This is a genomic window from Dyadobacter sp. CY323 (genome assembly GCF_021390245.1).
Lineage (GTDB): Bacteria > Bacteroidota > Bacteroidia > Cytophagales > Spirosomataceae > Dyadobacter.
Genome location: NZ_JAJUXH010000002.1, coordinates 272,265 through 288,975, shown reverse-complemented (window position 1 = coordinate 288,975; position 16,711 = coordinate 272,265). Strand labels below are relative to the sequence as shown.

At 43.3% G+C, this 16,711-nt stretch carries 17 protein-coding genes; 10 read left to right on the top strand and 7 right to left on the bottom strand.

Translation table 11 applies throughout. From position 1 onward, the window contains the following. Positions 1 to 4: 4 nt before the first annotated feature. From LZG72_RS04530 to LZG72_RS04515, 4 genes are all read right to left on the bottom strand, one after another. Positions 5 to 1,204 (bottom strand): argininosuccinate synthase, encoded by a 1,200-nt coding sequence (locus tag LZG72_RS04530; protein ID WP_233868077.1) that lies wholly within the window; start codon positions 1,202 to 1,204, stop codon positions 5 to 7. Positions 1,205 to 1,239: 35 nt separating this feature from the next. Next, a complete protein-coding gene (locus LZG72_RS04525; RefSeq protein WP_233868075.1) occupies positions 1,240 to 1,644 on the bottom strand; it encodes a type II toxin-antitoxin system HigA family antitoxin in 405 nt (134 codons plus the stop codon). Between the two features lie 15 nt (positions 1,645 to 1,659). Next, complete coding sequence (locus LZG72_RS04520; RefSeq protein ID WP_233868072.1) at positions 1,660 to 1,956, bottom strand: type II toxin-antitoxin system HigB family toxin; 297 nt, start codon at positions 1,954 to 1,956, stop codon at positions 1,660 to 1,662. A gap of 174 nt (positions 1,957 to 2,130) precedes the next feature. Next, positions 2,131 to 2,856, bottom strand: coding sequence for a GNAT family N-acetyltransferase (locus LZG72_RS04515; protein ID WP_233868070.1), 726 nt, complete (start codon positions 2,854 to 2,856; stop codon positions 2,131 to 2,133). 294 nt (positions 2,857 to 3,150) lie between these two features. On the opposite strand from LZG72_RS04515, the gene aat reads away from it, so the two are divergent. The 5 genes from aat to LZG72_RS04490 are packed head-to-tail and all read left to right on the top strand — an operon-like array spanning position 3,151 to position 8,052. After that, positions 3,151 to 3,786, top strand: coding sequence for a leucyl/phenylalanyl-tRNA--protein transferase (gene aat / locus LZG72_RS04510; protein ID WP_233868067.1), 636 nt, complete (start codon positions 3,151 to 3,153; stop codon positions 3,784 to 3,786). A gap of 50 nt (positions 3,787 to 3,836) precedes the next feature. After that, positions 3,837 to 4,868 (top strand): glutamate 5-kinase, encoded by a 1,032-nt coding sequence (gene proB, locus LZG72_RS04505; protein WP_233868064.1) that lies wholly within the window; start codon positions 3,837 to 3,839, stop codon positions 4,866 to 4,868. Next, positions 4,868 to 6,118: a glutamate-5-semialdehyde dehydrogenase gene (locus LZG72_RS04500; protein WP_233868061.1), complete on the top strand. Its 1,251-nt coding sequence runs from the start codon at positions 4,868 to 4,870 to the stop codon at positions 6,116 to 6,118. Before proB ends, LZG72_RS04500 begins: the two co-directional genes overlap by 1 nt. Next, on the top strand, positions 6,112 to 7,194 hold the full coding sequence (locus tag LZG72_RS04495; protein WP_233868058.1) for a M20 family metallo-hydrolase: 1,083 nt from the start codon (positions 6,112 to 6,114) through the stop codon (positions 7,192 to 7,194). Before LZG72_RS04500 ends, LZG72_RS04495 begins: the two co-directional genes overlap by 7 nt. Before the next feature lie 30 nt (positions 7,195 to 7,224). Next, positions 7,225 to 8,052, top strand: coding sequence for an enoyl-CoA hydratase-related protein (locus tag LZG72_RS04490; RefSeq protein WP_233868055.1), 828 nt, complete (start codon positions 7,225 to 7,227; stop codon positions 8,050 to 8,052). Between the two features lie 30 nt (positions 8,053 to 8,082). Here LZG72_RS04490 and LZG72_RS04485 read toward each other — a convergent pair whose 3' ends face one another. The 3 genes from LZG72_RS04485 to LZG72_RS04475 all read right to left on the bottom strand — a co-directional run bounded on the left by LZG72_RS04485 (position 8,083) and on the right by LZG72_RS04475 (position 11,091). After that, complete coding sequence (locus LZG72_RS04485; RefSeq protein WP_233868052.1) at positions 8,083 to 9,645, bottom strand: Rne/Rng family ribonuclease; 1,563 nt, start codon at positions 9,643 to 9,645, stop codon at positions 8,083 to 8,085. A 267-nt stretch (positions 9,646 to 9,912) separates the two neighbouring features. Then, on the bottom strand, positions 9,913 to 10,755 hold the full coding sequence (locus LZG72_RS04480) for a tetratricopeptide repeat protein (RefSeq protein ID WP_233868049.1): 843 nt from the start codon (positions 10,753 to 10,755) through the stop codon (positions 9,913 to 9,915). Between the two features lie 30 nt (positions 10,756 to 10,785). Continuing rightward, positions 10,786 to 11,091, bottom strand: a complete 306-nt coding sequence (locus LZG72_RS04475) for an HU family DNA-binding protein (RefSeq protein ID WP_233868048.1) — start codon at positions 11,089 to 11,091, stop codon at positions 10,786 to 10,788. Between the two features lie 159 nt (positions 11,092 to 11,250). Between LZG72_RS04475 and mutY the strand changes: the two genes are divergently transcribed. From mutY to LZG72_RS29320, 5 genes are all read left to right on the top strand, one after another. Continuing rightward, positions 11,251 to 12,330 (top strand): A/G-specific adenine glycosylase, encoded by a 1,080-nt coding sequence (mutY, locus tag LZG72_RS04470; RefSeq protein ID WP_233868047.1) that lies wholly within the window; start codon positions 11,251 to 11,253, stop codon positions 12,328 to 12,330. Positions 12,331 to 12,391: 61 nt separating this feature from the next. Beyond that, positions 12,392 to 13,249, top strand: a complete 858-nt coding sequence (locus LZG72_RS04465; protein WP_233868046.1) for a phytanoyl-CoA dioxygenase family protein — start codon at positions 12,392 to 12,394, stop codon at positions 13,247 to 13,249. A 218-nt stretch (positions 13,250 to 13,467) separates the two neighbouring features. Further along, entirely contained in the window at positions 13,468 to 14,673 is a 1,206-nt protein-coding gene (locus tag LZG72_RS04460) for a Gfo/Idh/MocA family protein (RefSeq protein ID WP_233868044.1), read from the top strand. A gap of 60 nt (positions 14,674 to 14,733) precedes the next feature. Next, on the top strand, positions 14,734 to 15,210 hold the full coding sequence (locus tag LZG72_RS04455) for a single-stranded DNA-binding protein (RefSeq protein WP_233868041.1): 477 nt from the start codon (positions 14,734 to 14,736) through the stop codon (positions 15,208 to 15,210). 114 nt (positions 15,211 to 15,324) lie between these two features. Further along, entirely contained in the window at positions 15,325 to 16,641 is a 1,317-nt protein-coding gene (locus LZG72_RS29320; RefSeq protein WP_233868038.1) for a transporter associated domain-containing protein, read from the top strand. The last annotated feature ends 70 nt before the right edge of the window (positions 16,642 to 16,711 follow it).

The following is a 16,711-nucleotide window of genomic DNA, read 5'->3' as shown; positions in this document are numbered from 1 at the left end:
CACATTAACTGTTGGACTCAGTAACTTTCTGATAAATCATCACCTGATTGGAAGCCACTTTCGAGAATCCACGCACATCATCACCTGTCCAGGCATTGTTCATTTCGCCATAACTGCCAAATTTCGATGACATTAAGTCAAATGGAGACTCGATACCTTCCACATGGAAACGGTACGGTGCAAGATAAACATGTACTTTCCCGGTAACATGCGACTGTGTGTCCGTAAGGAACGTTTCGATGTTACGCATAACAGGTTCCACAAACTGGCCTTTATGCAAAAGGCTGCCGTACCAGTTAGAAAGTTGTTCTTTCCAATACAACTGCTGCTCGCTCAACACATGTTTTTCCAAGGTATGGTGCGCCTTGATGATGATCAATGGAGCCGCAGCCTCAAAGCCGACCCGACCTTTTATGCCTATAATGGTATCACCCACGTGAATGTCGCGCCCGATTCCGAAAGGTTGCGCAATCGCCGCCAGTTTCTGGATCGCTTCCACTGAGTTATCGAAACTTTCGCCTGCAACGCCTTTAAGTTCACCTTTTACGAATTCAAGCGTAATGCTTTCCGGTTCCGTTTTAGAAATCTGGGTCGGCCAGGCAGATTCGGGAAGGTATTTCTCGGAGGTAAGCGTTTCTTTTCCACCAACCGAGGTTCCCCAAAGTCCTTTATTAATACTATATGCGGCTTTGGCCCATTCGCGGCCCACACCTTTTTTAGTCAAATATTCAATTTCAGCTTCGCGGGATAGTTTGAGGTCACGGATTGGTGTGATGATTTCTGCTTCCGGAATAATAATCCGGAAAGCCATATCAAAACGTACCTGATCATTTCCGGCGCCCGTACTTCCATGGGCAATTGCACTTGCGCCAATTTCTTTTGCATATTCGGCAACCGCGACCGCCTGAAATACGCGCTCCGCACTCACCGAAAGTGGATAAGTGTTGTTTTTAAGGATATTTCCGAAAATGAGGTATTTAATGCAGTCGTTATAATACTCGCTGGTTTTAGAAATCGTCGCGTGCTTTTTCACACCTAATGCATACGCATTTGCCTCGATCGTTTGAAGATCTTCCTGAGAAAACCCGCCCGTATCAACCAATACAGAATGGACTTCATAGCCTTTGTCTTCGGCCAGATATTTTACACAAAAAGAGGTATCTAATCCTCCGCTGAATGCTAATACTACTTTGGGTTGTGACATTTTATTGAATGTGATACTAATAAATACCGTAATGATTACTGAACTGCCAGAAGTGTATCCGCGGATATTCCCAGATTTCTGCTCAACTCCCTAATCATCTTTATAGTTAAATTGCGCTTTTTGTTTAAGACTTCTGAAACCCTGTTTTCACCTCCAAAATAAGGCGCTACATCTTTGCGTGTAAGATGTAACTGGTCCATCCTTTCCTTAATTGCTTCAATTGGGTCAGGCTTTGGAATAGGGAAATGCCTCTTTTCATAGTCGATAGCTAGCACCGTGACCGCTTCCAGAATATCCAAAGCCCTTTTTCGATCCTGAGGATCTTCTATCAAATCGGCATCGATTAGGGATTCTATGATTTCACCAGCTTCTTCAAAGTCGAGTTGATTTGTTATCGGCTTAATTTTAATGCTGTCAAGAGCAATCGCAAGTTTTTTCATTTGTCTGATCGATTACTATGTTTCTTTGCTATTTTCTATTATATCGTATTGGGCATGAGTCCCGAGAAATCGAACAAAAACGAGTTGTTTCTCGTACTCAAATTTTGCCACCAACCTATATTTGTTACGAGCGATATTAAAAACAATCCTTCCGTTTCCAACAGTATCGGCGTTTTTGAAAAACTTGATGACCTCATTCGGATTTTGGAAATGGTTTTTTTCTATTGAGTCATACCAAAATTCGAGCGCCGGTCTCGCGTCATTCGTCTTGTTCCAAAACTCCCTTAGTGTGGCTCGGGTAAACACTCTCATAGCGGCTGCAAAAGTACGTAAGTTTCACTGAATGGTATCCCATAATGGGAAAAGGTTATGCCGCTAAGTCACCTGAAACGATTGAAAACAAAAAAATACCTCGCTTAGGGCTTTTAAAGGCTGCCGCGCGAGGTATTTAAAGAGATATTCTAATCTGTAAATGAATGCAGTACTTTAATGTACGAGCAATGCCCCGGCGTTTTTCTTTTTAGCACGTTCCTCCCTTCGCAACAAAATGCGTTGTTTGATACGCATCCAGCGCTCATAAAGGCTCGACTCTTTCAAAAAATCCCAGGAAGTTTTTTCGACGACCTCTGCACCAACAGAAACTTCTGTTTTCTTTTTATCATCCGGGTTATACATCATTCCGGTGCAAAGGCAATGCTTTCTGCCAGTCCGTGTGAGTACGTCGTAGTTTACGCAACTGGCGCAGCCCTTCCAGAATGCATCATCTGCAGGTAACTCGCTGAAAGTTACAGGTTCATAGCCCAGATCGGAATTTATTTTCATCACCGGCAAGCTGGTGGTGATACCAATAATTTTCGCATCGGGATATTTTTTGCGGGATAATTCAAAAGCCTTTTGTTTGATGGCTTTTGCCATTCCGCTGTTACGGAAATCCGGGTGAACGATAAGGCCGGAGTTCGCCACAAACTTTCCATGTTCCCAGGTCTCAATATAGCAAAAGCCCACCCATTGCCCGGTATCCGTCGTCGCAATGATCGCTTTTCCCTCGACCATTTTTTCCATGATGTACACCGGGGAGCGTTTTGCGATACCAGTACCACGTTTTTTGGCACTCTCCTCCATCTCTGCACAAATTGTCTCCGCAAAATGAAGGTGATTTTCATTGGCAGTCTGAACTACAAATTTACTGCCCACTACTTCGGTATTTTTCATTGATGGCTATGCTGACAAAAAATTCGAAACAATAATTACTATACCCAGAGAAAACGATGGGACGTTTAGAACTGCAAGAAAATTAGGGGTATAAAAGATTTACCACGTAGGTAAAAGATAATTATGCGGTCCACGGGGACCTGAATCGGAAAGGCGTAGTATGAAGGACAGTATATATGCCGTTGTTGTTCATTGACTTGTTATCCGTCTTGGAAGGTGCAAATTTTAGAAAAAAAAATATCACTCCAAAGAAACAGAAGATATATTTTTATGGTTCAATTCAATCGCATTTGCATGTCAGAACTTAGTACCGATGATATTCTGAATGGCTATATAAACGGAATTTTTCCGATGGCGGAATCAGACGGGACGATTTACTGGTATTCTCCTAATCCTCGGGCCATTATTCCAATCGATACATTTAAGCCGCCAAAGTCTTTGCGGCCGGTTATTAATAAAAATTATTTTGAGATACGGGTTAATTCAAACTTTGAAGGTGTTATGCGCGGCTGCTCGGGGCCACGTGCGAAGGAAGAAGGGACGTGGATCTCAGAAAATATCATAGCCAGCTATACGGCTTTGCACCATATGGGTTATGCACATAGTGTTGAAGCTTACCGGGAAAACCGGTTGGTAGGTGGGTTATATGGAGTGGCTATTAATGGGGTTTTCTTTGGAGAATCGATGTTTACCGTTGAAAGCAATGCCTCCAAAGTTGCCTTTTATTACCTCATTCAAATTCTGCGTTTAAACCAGTTTGTTCTGTTGGATACACAGTTTATCAATGATAATGTACTTCGATATGGAGCAATCGAAATTCCGCGTAACGAGTACCTTGATCTTCTCGAAAAAGCCTTGAAAGAAAAACGCAGGTTTGACGCGCGGGTCATAACGAAAGTAGCTGGCGATAGTGCGGCAGCCCGGGGGTAATGCGCCTATTTCATTTAAATCGTTAATTTTGGCCAAATTGATTGAAAACAGTGTCAAAACCCATACTCGTCATCAAATTTGGAACGGCCTCGATTACGCTTCCTTCGGGTGAACCGGATGTCCGGATTATTTCGGAAATAGCCAGGCAAGTTTCAGAAATTCATTCCAAATACCGGATTATCATTGTTTCTTCGGGTGCAGTAGGTGCGGGAAAAGCCTATATTGGAGATTATAGAGGCACCATGACCCAAAGAAAGGCTGCTGCTTCGGTCGGGAACCCACTATTGGTCGGCTTATATGCTTCTCATTTTGCGCCTAGTAAAATTTACATTGCTCAAAGTCTTTGTGAAAGACAGCATTTCGCCAACCGTGACAAGTTTTTACAGCTTAAAGAGACATTTCGTGAGCTTTGGGAAAACAATATTATTCCGATTGTAAATGAAAATGATGTCGTTAGCGACCGGGAGTTAAAGTTTTCAGATAATGACGAACTGGCCACTTTGCTTGCCGTGGGGTTTGGAGCCGAATCATTGATGTTTTGTACCTCAGTAGGCGGTTTATTGGATGAGGGCGGGGAAATTATCAGGAACGTATTCAATGTCAACGAAGTTTTCAGGTTTGTAAAGACCGATAAATCTTTTCTTGGCTTGGGAGGAATGGCATCCAAGCTTACATTCGCCAAATTAGCAGCCAGAATGGCGATCCGGGTGGTCATCTTTGGTATGAATAAAAAAGATGAACTTCTTGAAGCACTAAAAGGCCAGGCGGGAACGGTGATCCACGCGGGTAGAAGTACATTGTCTGCAAGGAATCGCTGGTTGGGTAGTGGTGGACTGGTTTCAGGTAGTTTGCAGGTGGACGATGGTGCTTCGAAGGCTTTATTAAAAAGGAAAAGTTTACTGGCTGTCGGTGTCAGCGACGTTTCGGGGGATTTTGAATCTGGAGAAATTATTGAGATTTACTCTTCTGCGGGTGAAATGATTGCAGTAGCACGGGCACGGGAAACGTCTTCCGCGATCCGTGCGAATCTTAAAACAATGAATTTTGAAGTGGCTCATGCCAATGATATTGTACTATTATAATGGAATCTATTTTACCACTTTTAGAAGAAACCCGGCAAGCCTCTGCGGTAGTTCGCAGGCTTTCGGATCAGCAACGGGCTGATCTCCTTCTATCGCTTTCTGTTAAAGTGTTGGCGAATTCCGATCATATTATTGCTGAAAACCAGAAGGATCTGGCAGTAATGGATGACGCAGATCCAAAGAAGGATCGTTTGTTACTTAATGCGAAGAGAATTCAGGATTTGGCGGATAGCCTTCGTGACGTCGCTGCATTGCCGGACCCCACAAGTGAAGTGTTTCTGGAAAAGACCATCGAGCAGGGACTTTCCTTGAAAAAAATCGCAGTGCCTTTGGGAGTTGTAGGTGTTATTTATGAATCGAGGCCAAATGTAACGATTGACGTAGCGTCACTTTGCTTGCGTTCGGCAAATGCATGTGTATTAAAGGGGGGCAAAGAGGCGCATTTTTCGAATACCTATCTGGTAAGTCTGATACATGAGGCATTGGCCGAATTTGACGTGCCAGCTGCTGCCGTTACTTTGTTGCCGACAGGCAGGGAATTTGTAGGCGAGCTGCTCACTGCTAAACAGTATGTGGACATTATTATTCCGCGCGGCTCAGAAGGTCTGATAAACTTTGTGAGACAAAATTCTTTGGTTCCAACCATTGAAACGGGTGCTGGCGTTTGCCATACTTACATTGATGAAACCGGAGATTTGAATAAAGGAGCTGAAATTGTAATTAATGCAAAAGTCTCAAAACCAGCTGCTTGTAATGCATTAGATACGGTTTTGGTCGACAAAAGCGTTGCAGGAGAATTTTTGCCTAAGTTAAAAGAAGGTTTTACAAAATGGAATGTTGAAGTTTTCGCGGATGACGCGTCATTTGATATACTGAATGCAACAGCATATCCTTTCCTTGTGAAAGCCGGACCTGACGATTTTGGCAGAGAATTTCTTGACTATAAGTGTTCCATTAAGGTTGTTGATGGGTTAAATGAAGCTTTAAAACACATAGAAACATATTCGTCCAGACACTCAGAAGCGATTGTTTCTACAAATCAGGAAGCGATCGAAACATTTTTGAGAGAGGTCGATGCGGCTTCGGTTTACGCCAATGCTTCTACAAGATTTACAGATGGCGGGGTGTTTGCCTTAGGAGCTGAAATTGGCATATCAACTCAAAAATTACACGCGAGAGGTCCATTTGCATTGGAGAAGCTGGTAACAGAGAAATGGATAGTCAAAGGTGACGGACAGGTGAGATGGTAGACACGTTGAAAAATATAAATGCGTTAACCCAGGAAGCCATTGAGCTTTTAAAACGGCTGATTGAAACACCTTCATTTAGCCGGGAAGAAGCTGAGACTGCACAGCTGATCTCGGATTTTTTTGAACAAAAAAATATCCGGTTTCATACGAAGAAAAATAATCTTTGGGCCTATAACCTCCATTTTGACGAATCCAAACCAACTGTATTGCTTAATTCTCATCATGACACGGTGAAGCCAAATAAATCCTGGACGCTCAATCCATTCGAGGCGATCGTGCAGGATGGAAAATTGTATGGCCTGGGAAGTAATGACGCAGGGGGTTGTCTGGTTTCACTTCTAGCAACGTTCTGTTACTTCTACGAGCACGACGATCTGAGTTACAATATTGCTATTGCTACAACTGCGGAGGAAGAAATTTCGGGAAAGGAAGGACTTGAAATTGTGGTTCCGGAGTTGCCTGAAATTGCGTTCGCGATCGTTGGTGAGCCGACGGAAATGCAATTGGCAGTTGCAGAAAAGGGATTACTTGTGCTGGATTGTACAGCTCGTGGGAAATCAGGGCATGCTGCACGAGAGGAAGGCGAAAATGCCATTTATAAAGCATTAAAAGACATTAGCTGGATAACAGAATACATATTCCCGAGGGTGTCTCCTACACTCGGGCCGATTAAAATGTCCGTGACGATTATCAACGCAGGTACCCAGCATAATGTGGTTCCGGACGTTTGTACGTTTACAATCGATGTGCGGGTCACTGATCAGTATACACTGGAAGAAGTAATTGAAATTATACAATCCAATATTCAGTCGGAAGTCACAGCACGATCGATCCGGCTTCGTCCTTCCAGTATACCCATGAATCATCCTATTGTGGTGGAAGGCTTAAAATTGGGTCGTACCGCATATGGATCTCCAACTACCTCGGATCAGGCACTTCTGGATTGTCCCTCTCTGAAAATGGGTCCGGGCCATTCAGGACGATCACATAGTGCAGATGAGTATATTTATTTATCTGAGATTGAAGCTGGTATCAGGCAATACATAACCATGTTGGAAGGCGTTGTTTGCAGATAATTCAATTTCATTCGACCAAAAGCAAAGAGTATGCAGTTCTACACCCGCGAAGACACACTTGCTTTTAAGGATGTGAAATTTTTGTATATCAAAACTTCATTAGTAGGTCACATTTTTACTGTTACACTTGACCGCCCGGAGAAGCGTAATGCATTTACGCCTACAATGGCCGCAGAGATCATTTTTACACTGGCCTTTGCACATTATAATGAGAACGTCAGATGTGTGGTAGTTGAGGCAAATGGTCCTGTTTTCTGTGCCGGAGCTGATTTAAATGCTTTTCACGACAGCTCTGTAGATCGGGAAAATGATACTCTGCCTAAAATACGCGAAGAAGCCAGGTTGGGTGATGCATTTGATGGATTATTAAAACCTGCAATTGCAAAAGTAAAGGGACCGGTTTTGGCGGGAGGTTTTCTCTTAATCTGCGGTTGCACCTTCGTTATAAGTACTCCAGAAACAAGTTTCAGCTTACCAGAAGTGAAACGAGGCATTTGGCCGATGCAGGTACTGGCTTCTTTATCAAGGATTTTATCTGATCGAAAAATTTTAGAATTAGCTATAACCGGTAAAAAATATTCTTCTAAAGAAGCGTTAGAACTCGGTTTGGTTACTAAAATTGAAGAAGAAGAGAATATTGATTTTGAGGTAAATGCATTAGCTGATTTAATCTGCGAAAATGCTCCACTCGCGATTCAGGCCGGCATATCTGCGCTCCGGCAAATGAAGAAATTAGCCGAAGAAAAACGTCACGCTTTCTTAAAATTACAGCTAGACTTGCTACTAAAAACAGAGGATGCGAAAGAAGGCTCTTTAGCGTTCAAAGAGAAAAGAAAGCCAGAGTGGAAAAGCAGATAAATCTAAGAACTAAAGGCTAATAGCTATCCATCAATTCACCGGCACAATCTCAATTTCTTCTCCGTATCGGTTATGAAATTTGAAATCGACTACGCCCAATGATGAATCTTTCGTGAGTTTTACCCAGGTTTTATATTGGAAGAACCATTTTACCTGTTCCGAGATTAGCCCCTTGGTAAAGTAAGAATGGAGGAATGGATGAAGTGAAATGGTTATTCCACGTTCATTTTGTTTACTTAAAATGTAATCAAGGTTGTTAGAGATCACGTCCGATACCAGAATACTCGCCTGAATCGTTCCGGTACCGCCGCACGTTGGGCAGGTTTCACGGGTAACGATATTCATTTCCGGCCTAACCCGTTGGCGGGTAATCTGAAGAAGGCCGAATTTGGAAAGGGGGAGAACCGTGTACTTGGAGCGGTCGCCTTTCATTTCATCGCGCATGATGTCAAAAAGCGTACGTTTATTTTCCGCTTTTTTCATGTCGATGAAGTCGACAACGATGATTCCGCCCATATCTCTCAGACGAAGCTGTCGGGCTATTTCTTTGGCAGCTTCCAGGTTGACACTCAAAGCAGTCGCTTCCTGATCCTCCTCGGAATTGGATTTGTTTCCGCTATTGACGTCAATTACGTGAAGAGCCTCCGTGTGCTCGATAATCAGATATCCACCATTTGGCAAACTTACCGAGCGTCCAAAAAGGGATTTAATCTGCTTTTCTAAGCCAAACTGTTCAAATATCTTGTTTTTGCCATTATGCAGTTTTAAGATATTTTCCTTGTCAGGAGCAATGTTATGGATATAAGCTTTAATGTCTTCGTAAACCTCTTTCGAGTCAACCGTGATGCTGTCGAATGATTCATTCAGCATGTCACGGATAATGGAAGAAGCCCGGTTCATTTCACCGATAACCCGGTCGCGAGGTTTGGCGTCGCGTAATGCCTTGATACCGTTTTCCCATTTGTCAAGGCAATCCTGCAAGTCGCGGTTCAGTTCGTCTACATCCTTGCCGGTAGCAACGGTGCGGATAATGACACCAAAATTGGCGGGCTTAATGGACGACATCAATCGCTGAAGCCTGTTCCTTTCTTGTTTATCAGTAATCTTTTTTGAAAGATTCACCGAATTAGAAAAAGGGACTAGAACAATGTAACGGCCAGCAATGGAAATATCGCAGGATAATCGGGGGCCTTTTGTAGAAATTGGCTCCTTAACGATCTGAACAAGAATCGGCTGATTTTTGGAAAGAACTTTGTCAATTTTACCAAGCTTTTCAATTTCCGCCTCCATCTTGAAGTTATTCAATTTGCCGGAATTGACGCGTTTAGAAATGACGTCCTTGGTAAGCTTGTTGAGAGAATTAATATTTGGCCCTAAATCCAGGTAATGCAGAAATGCATCTTTTTCAAAACCAACATCTACAAATGCGGCATTAAGCCCCGCCACCAGTTTTCTAACAGTACCAAGATAAATATCTCCTACTGTAAAGCTTTGATCCGGTGTTTCGACGTGATATTCTAAAAGTCGCTTATCCTGCAAAAGGGCTATACGTTCTCCCTTTTGAGTAGAATTGATTAGTAATTCGTTACTCAATGTTCAACCAACTGAATGGCTATATAATGTTGATAATTAACCTCCGCTTTTGTAAGATTAAAAAGGCGGCATTGCTACGTGGGGAAGAAGGATGACCGGATCTTAACTATAAAATCCGGTCATGCCAATTATTTCTTCTTATGTCTGTTTTTTCTAAGTCTTTTCTTTCTCTTGTGAGTGGAAATCTTATGTCTCTTTCTCTTTTTTCCGCAAGGCATAATTAAGTCGTTTATAAAATAAAAAGTTATTTTCTTATTTCGGTGATGATCAGTTGTTCAGACGCACTTCTAGTTCACCAATCGCCTGCTGGATAACAGGATCTTTTTCTTCCTTTTTGACTTCAGAAAGAACTTTGGTGGCTTGCTCATTATCTCCCAGCTCCACCAGCGAAAGTCCTAAATAAAACTTTGCTTTTGTATTAGCTGGGTTATTTGTCAAGATCTGTCTGAACCTGTCAACAGCTTTTGAGTACTGGTTTGATCTCATGGATAAGATCCCTAAATTGAACAAGGCCAATTCGTTGGTGGGGTCTGTATCGATCACTTCTCGTAACATCAAAATTCCCTGCATTGGGTTTTCTGTATTCACGAAAGTCATTGCCATATTAGCTTTTGCGGCTAATAATCCTGGATTCTGGTCAAGTGCTTTCTGGTAATATTCTCGCGTCTTTGCTCCGAGGTTTTTGGATTTTTGTTCATCCACTGCAAAACCGTAAGCCTCATAATATCGGTCACCGGTTCGTACCAGATTTTCAATAGTAGGAGATAACAGGGCCACTTTTTCCGCGTAAAATGCAGCACTGTCAAATTTCTGAAGTGTCGCAAATTTGTCAGATAAACTTACCCCGGCGGCTACTTTATCTTTTTCACTAGCTTGAATAAAGCCACTTCTCAGTTGGTCAACAATTTTTTGCTGATCAGGTGATAAAGTGGCTTCATCATGCGATTTTGGAGCGGACTCAGTCGGAGCTGCATTTGGTGCAGCGGCGGCCTGTGTACCTTCCTTGTCCACTTCCTTACCCTTTGTATTCACAACGACCTTCGGAAGGCTAAAAAGCGTTCCTACCAATGCAAATGCGAGTACGCAAGAAAGAAGAATGGATTTTTTCATACAGTGTATCAGTCAACCTCGTGAGGCCAATTATTTTTCGACAACTGCTTTCAATTTGTCACTTTCTTTCACCTGCTCAACGAAAACTTTCGCAGGCTTAAAGCTGGGTACAAAGTGCTCGTCAATAATCATTGAAGTTCCCTTCGAAATATTACGGGCAACTTTACGCGCACGCTTTTTATTGATGAAACTACCAAAACCTCTTACATAAAGGTTCTCACCTTCAGAAAGCGAATCCTTTACCACGGTGAAAAACGATTCTAGCGTTTGCTGAACATCGCCTTTGTCTACGCCTGTTTTTTCAGAAATCTGTGCGATTACGTCTGCCTTAGTCACTTTGATTGTTTACTTTAAGTGGATATTATTTCATTTACTTACTTACTCCTCGGAATTTTGGGAACACAAAGGTACGGTAATTTTACTAAAACTTAAAAGAATGGTAATTTCATTTTTTTTCTAATTGGTTAAAAAACAGCGTATATAAGAGCAAATATTATGATACTGGATCATTTTCAGGTAATTGATTTTAATAAAAAACTTAGATCCTGGTATCTCAAAAACCATCGACCTTTACTTTGGAGACAGACGACCGACCCCTATAAAATCTGGCTATCGGAAATTATTCTACAGCAGACCAGAGTCGCGCAGGGAACGCCTTACTACGAGAAATTCCTTTTGCAATTCCCAACTGTTTTCGACCTAGCTAACGCTGACGAAAGAGATGTATTGCGCCAATGGCAGGGTCTTGGCTACTATTCCAGAGCCCGAAACATGCACTTTACTGCCAAATTAGTTGTAAACGATTTTGGAGGCGACTTTCCCGAAACGGCTGAGAAATTGGCCAAGCTCAAGGGGCTAGGGAATTACACAGCCGCCGCCATTGCTTCATTTGCTTTCGGAGAGCAGGTCGCGGCAATTGACGGAAATGTGTACCGGGTTATGGCCCGCCTGTTTGGAGTCAAGACAGACATTTTAAGTAATGAAGGGAAAAAGCAATTTGCCGCGATTGCTAAGGAACTTGTCCCCAGCGATAATCCCGCGACCTATAATCAGGCGATGATCGAATTTGGTGCGCTCCAATGTGTGCCCGTGTCTCCGGATTGCCTGATCTGTCCATTCAATGACATTTGTTATGCATTCGAGTTTAAAATGCAGAACCAACTGCCGGTTAAAGCAAAAAAAGGGAAAGTTCAGCAGCGTTATTTCAACTATTTTGTGATCCGGCAGCATGGTAAACTAGCCATGCGGGAGCGGCTTGCCAAAGACATCTGGCTAGGCTTGTATGACTTTTACCTCATCGAATCCACTACTTTAACCGCAGTTTTCGATGATCTGGTTTACGATGATTTTCTGGCCGATCTACTTCCAAAAGGCATCATTGAGGAAATGCCAAAACTATATACGCACATTCTCTCCCATCAGAAGTTGAACGTCCGATTTTGGCGGCTTGAAATTTCGGAGGAGGGATCAATAGATTTGCCTGTCGGGATGGCTTTTTATACGGAGCGCGAGGTAGAGGATCTGCCTAAACCGATTCTCGTTGATACCTTTCTTAAAGAAGAGCGGTATCTATAATCGTTTTGAGGGTGTTTCTCTAAGTGTTTTACTTTGTTCCCAACAACTTAATATGGAAGCTATGGCAAATTTCAGTTTAAGCGCAAATCAGATTGAAGATTACAATCGTGATGGATATCTTGTTGTTAAAGGTCTTTTTTCTCAGGAGGAAGTAGGGAAGTTGTATCGGACAGCCGTGGAAAATTCGGTAATGCAGAAAAACGCAATGGACTTAAACGACCAATCAGGCAAAAAAACGAAGTTATCGCTCTGGTTTACGCCGGGAGACGATGTATTCGGTTACCTGATCCGGAGTGAGAGAATGGTAAATTCGGTAGCAACGTTGTTGGGTGAAGATAGCGAGGTATGTCATTTTCATACAAAGCTTATGCAAAAGGAGCCAAAGGTTGGGGGTGCCTGGGAGTGGCATCAGGACTATGGCTATTGGTATAAAAACCAATTCATTTTTCCCGACCAGCTAATGAGCGTGATGATCGCATTAACTCCTGCGAATAAGGAAAACGGATGTCTGCAGGTGATCAAAGGTTCGCACAAAATGGGGCGGGTTAATCATGGGTTTGCAGGAGAGCAGGTAGGAGCGGATATGGAAATGGTAAACCATGCATTAAAAACAATGGATCTGATCTATTGCGAAATCGAGCCCGGCGACGCGTTGTTTTTTCACAGTAATTTACTGCACCGTTCTGAAGCCAATCTTTCTGACCATCCAAGGTGGTCGCTGATTTCATGCTACAATTCGCAATCGAATATCGCTTACAGCGAAACCTCGAATTCGTGGAAGGTGCCGGTGGATACCGTTCCCGACCGGGCGTTGCTTGAATGGGAAGCTGTTTCGTTCGGAAATGCTGATTTCCTTAAAAAGGAAGATGATCCGGCATTGAAAACGACTGGCTGGGAGAGTGAGGTTAAGACGAACTAGGTTTGTTTCGACTGGTTCTGTGTGGATCGGGAGTGTTCAGTTTGGTACGGTGTTGTTCGAATTGGTGTATTTATTTGATACAAATACAAACTGCCGGAACATCCGCGAACAACTCCAAACTATCCTGAACTACCTCGAACAACTTCAAACTACCTGAACAAATCTGAACCATTCCGAACTATTAAATAAAAGATTAAGAATATTAACCCTTTAGTACTATGCAGAAAATTGCAATGCTGGGTTCCGGCTTCATCGGACGTTTTTATGCGGAATCAATTCACGGCCAGCGCGGTCGGGACAGAGTGGTTGCCATCTATGCCAGAAGGGAGGAAAGTGCGAAAAAATTTGCTTCGGATTATGGCTGTGCCTTTTGGTCCAGCGATATGGAAGAAGTAATTGCAAATCCGGAGGTAAATATGGTTTGCATTGCATTGCCCAATAACATTCACGAAGAAGCGGTAATGCTTTGTGCCAAACACAAAAAAGCGGTGGTATCTACCAAGCCGCTGGGACGAACCGGTGCGGAGGCTTTGAGAATGATGAAAGCAGTCGAGGAAGCAGGAATATTTGCCGGTTATCTGGAAGATCTTTGCTATACCCCGAAATTTCTAAAATCGCTTGAAAGTGTTAAAAACGGCTCGTTAGGAAGGATTATCTGGGCTAAATCCCGCGAGGCGCACCCCGGGCCGCATAGTGAATGGTTTTGGGATATCGAGCAGGCGGGCGGCGGTTGTATCCTGGATCTGGGCTGCCACTGCATTGAGATATCAAGGAATTTTATCGGAAAAGACATCAGGCCAGTGGAGGTAATGTGCTGGGCGGATACGCAGGTGAAGCCCATTGATGCCGAGGATCATGCGATCGCATTGGTTAAATATGAAAATGGCGCAATCGGACAGTTTGAAGTAAGCTGGACGTTTCGCGGGGGAATGGATTTAAGAGATGAGGTAATGGGTACGGAGGGGACTATCTGGATCAATAATTTTCTCCGGACAGGCTTCGAAATGTTTACAACCGGAAAGAATGCGGATGGCGCAGGCGAGGAATATGTGGCTGAAAAAGCCGAAAGTAACACGGGGTGGCTGTTCCCCGTGGGTGACGAAGTGAATGACCTGGGATACAACCACATGTTTACCGATATGTTCAATTCTGCGGAAAGTGGAAAGGATGCTGCGGAAACTTTTTATGACGGTTACGTCGTGAACGCAATCATCGACGCAGCCTATAAATCGGCCAGAACAAAGCTTTGGGAGAAAGTGGAACTTCCGGTTTGGCGAGGTCGAGAAGGTGTCGAGAAACCATCAAATTATGTTTCCTATGATGAAAACTACTATCTGATCAAACAGGAAATGACCCACGACGGACGCAATAAATTGATTTTAAAAGATAAATTGACGGGTAAAATAAGTGAGCAGGATATATAAAACAGTTTGATTTTATATCCCTATATTTAAATATGCATTCAAATATCCACAACTAGAGACATGGCAGGAAGCGTTAACAAAGTAATTTTAATCGGTAATTTAGGTAGTGATCCGGAAGTTCGCTACCTGGAAAGCGGTTCGGCGGTGGCTAAGTTTAACATTGCTACCACAGAATCATATACCAACAAGAGTGGCGAAAGAGTCGACAATACCGAATGGCATCGCATTGAACTCTGGGAGGGACTCGCAAAAGTCGCAGAGAAATATCTCAAAAAAGGAAATCAGGTATATATCGAGGGGCGTATTCGCACCGATAGCTGGACTGATAAAGAGGGTCAGCAACGTACGGGTGTTACGATTCGTGCAAATAGCATGACGCTTCTTGGCGGGCCTTCCGGCTCAGCTTCTGGTGGTGAAAGCAGCTCAGGATATCAGCAGCAAAACCAGCCGAGAGCAAATCAGTCGCCTCGTCCGTCCGACCCGATCCCGCCATCTCTGGCTTCGGGAAGTGACGATGAAGACGACTTACCTTTCTAATATAGATAAAATGATTCTGTCACGCCGTCTTAAGTTGAAACCAACTGAAATTGTGTGGCAGAATCATTACATTTATCTTGTTATATGTTTATTGTCAACGTTTTCTGATCCTTTGTGAACGACGCAGCCGATAGTGAAGACCCCCTCTCCCGAACGGGTACGGGGATTTCATTTTCCCCCCAAACCACTCAACTAATTCTGGTAGGGGCAGTTACACCCCTTGACCTCCTCGAACCCTACGACGTTATTCTCGTCACGATCCTTTTCCTGATCTCTCTTTTTTTGTCCGGTATCCGCGCTGCCTATGCTGCATCAGGTGCAATGGAAAACCCGTGGGAGCGGAAAACGGAGGACGAAAGCCACATACCAAACCGCATTCAGCAGCTTTCATTATCTCTTGTCCAACGCGCAATTACCTTATTCGCATTAGTGTTGGCTGCCAGACTAGCCTGGATCCATTTGGAAACCCATGATGACCAGATTTCCCGAGGCGTTATTTTAGGATTTCTTGCATTCTGGATCTGGATCGATGCCATTGTCCGATACAACAGCGCCCGCAGGGCCAACGAATTTATTCCAAAGATTTCGGGTCTCACGCAATTTCTGATCAAAATCTGTAAACCGATTACCCAGCCCGTCATGAAGCTGGGTTATGCTTTTGGAATACTTACGCCCGAGGGTGCAGAGGTAACCACGGAAATGCTTGAGGCAAAAGCAGAAAGCGAAGAAGAGACGGACCTTTTACGCGGGCTAGCACATTTCCGGCAGACCAATGCAAAAAAAGCCATGCAGGCCCGGTTGCATATTACTTCGTTCGATATTGAATTGGATTTTCATGAATTGATGGATAAGATCAATAAGTCGGGATACTCGCGGGTGCCGATTTTCAGGGACGATCTCGATCACATCGAAGGAATTTTGAATGTGAAAGACCTGTTGCCTCATATCCATCAAAATGAGCACTTCAACTGGCAGAAGCTGATAAGGCCGGTGTATTTTATTCCGGAAAGCAAGCGCCTGGATGATTTAATGAAAGATTTCCAAAGTCGCCGCGTGCATATGGCCATTGTTGTTGATGAATATGGCGGGACCAGCGGGCTTATTACACTCGAAGATATTATCGAAGAGATTTTCGGGGATATTAATGACGAATACGACGAAGACGATGAAATTAACTTTACTCAGGTTGATGAAAATACCTATGTTTTTGAGGGTAAAGTGCTGATCAACGATTTGTGCAGGATACTTAACCTTGAGACCGATTACTTTGATGAAGTCCGCGGGAACAGCGAATCACTTGCCGGACTTTTGCTGGAATTATTTTCAAGACTTCCCCGAACCGGTGAGATTGTAACACACAGGCAAGTAACATTTAAGGTTCAATCTGCTGATAAAAAGCGCATTAAGAAAGTCAGGGTATTAGTTGGTTAACTTGTTTTTCTTTTTTTTGGCCGACTCCTAACTTATAGCTAATTTTGCCCGGCAAATAACAATAGTTTAT

Bases quoted from the DNA above. Each gene is read 5' to 3' on its own strand.
- LZG72_RS04530 (WP_233868077.1), bottom strand. From the start codon at position 1,204: ATGTCACAACCCAAAGTAGTATTAGCATTCAGCGGAGGATTAGATACC.
- LZG72_RS04525 (WP_233868075.1), bottom strand. From the start codon at position 1,644: ATGAAAAAACTTGCGATTGCTCTTGACAGCATTAAAATTAAGCCGATA.
- LZG72_RS04520 (WP_233868072.1), bottom strand. From the start codon at position 1,956: ATGAGAGTGTTTACCCGAGCCACACTAAGGGAGTTTTGGAACAAGACG.
- LZG72_RS04515 (WP_233868070.1), bottom strand. From the start codon at position 2,856: ATGAAAAATACCGAAGTAGTGGGCAGTAAATTTGTAGTTCAGACTGCC.
- aat (WP_233868067.1), top strand. From the start codon at position 3,151: ATGTCAGAACTTAGTACCGATGATATTCTGAATGGCTATATAAACGGA.
- LZG72_RS04500 (WP_233868061.1), top strand. From the start codon at position 4,868: ATGGAATCTATTTTACCACTTTTAGAAGAAACCCGGCAAGCCTCTGCG.
- LZG72_RS04495 (WP_233868058.1), top strand. From the start codon at position 6,112: ATGGTAGACACGTTGAAAAATATAAATGCGTTAACCCAGGAAGCCATT.
- LZG72_RS04490 (WP_233868055.1), top strand. From the start codon at position 7,225: ATGCAGTTCTACACCCGCGAAGACACACTTGCTTTTAAGGATGTGAAA.
- LZG72_RS04480 (WP_233868049.1), bottom strand. From the start codon at position 10,755: ATGAAAAAATCCATTCTTCTTTCTTGCGTACTCGCATTTGCATTGGTA.
- mutY (WP_233868047.1), top strand. From the start codon at position 11,251: ATGATACTGGATCATTTTCAGGTAATTGATTTTAATAAAAAACTTAGA.
- LZG72_RS04465 (WP_233868046.1), top strand. From the start codon at position 12,392: ATGGCAAATTTCAGTTTAAGCGCAAATCAGATTGAAGATTACAATCGT.
- LZG72_RS04460 (WP_233868044.1), top strand. From the start codon at position 13,468: ATGCAGAAAATTGCAATGCTGGGTTCCGGCTTCATCGGACGTTTTTAT.
- LZG72_RS04455 (WP_233868041.1), top strand. From the start codon at position 14,734: ATGGCAGGAAGCGTTAACAAAGTAATTTTAATCGGTAATTTAGGTAGT.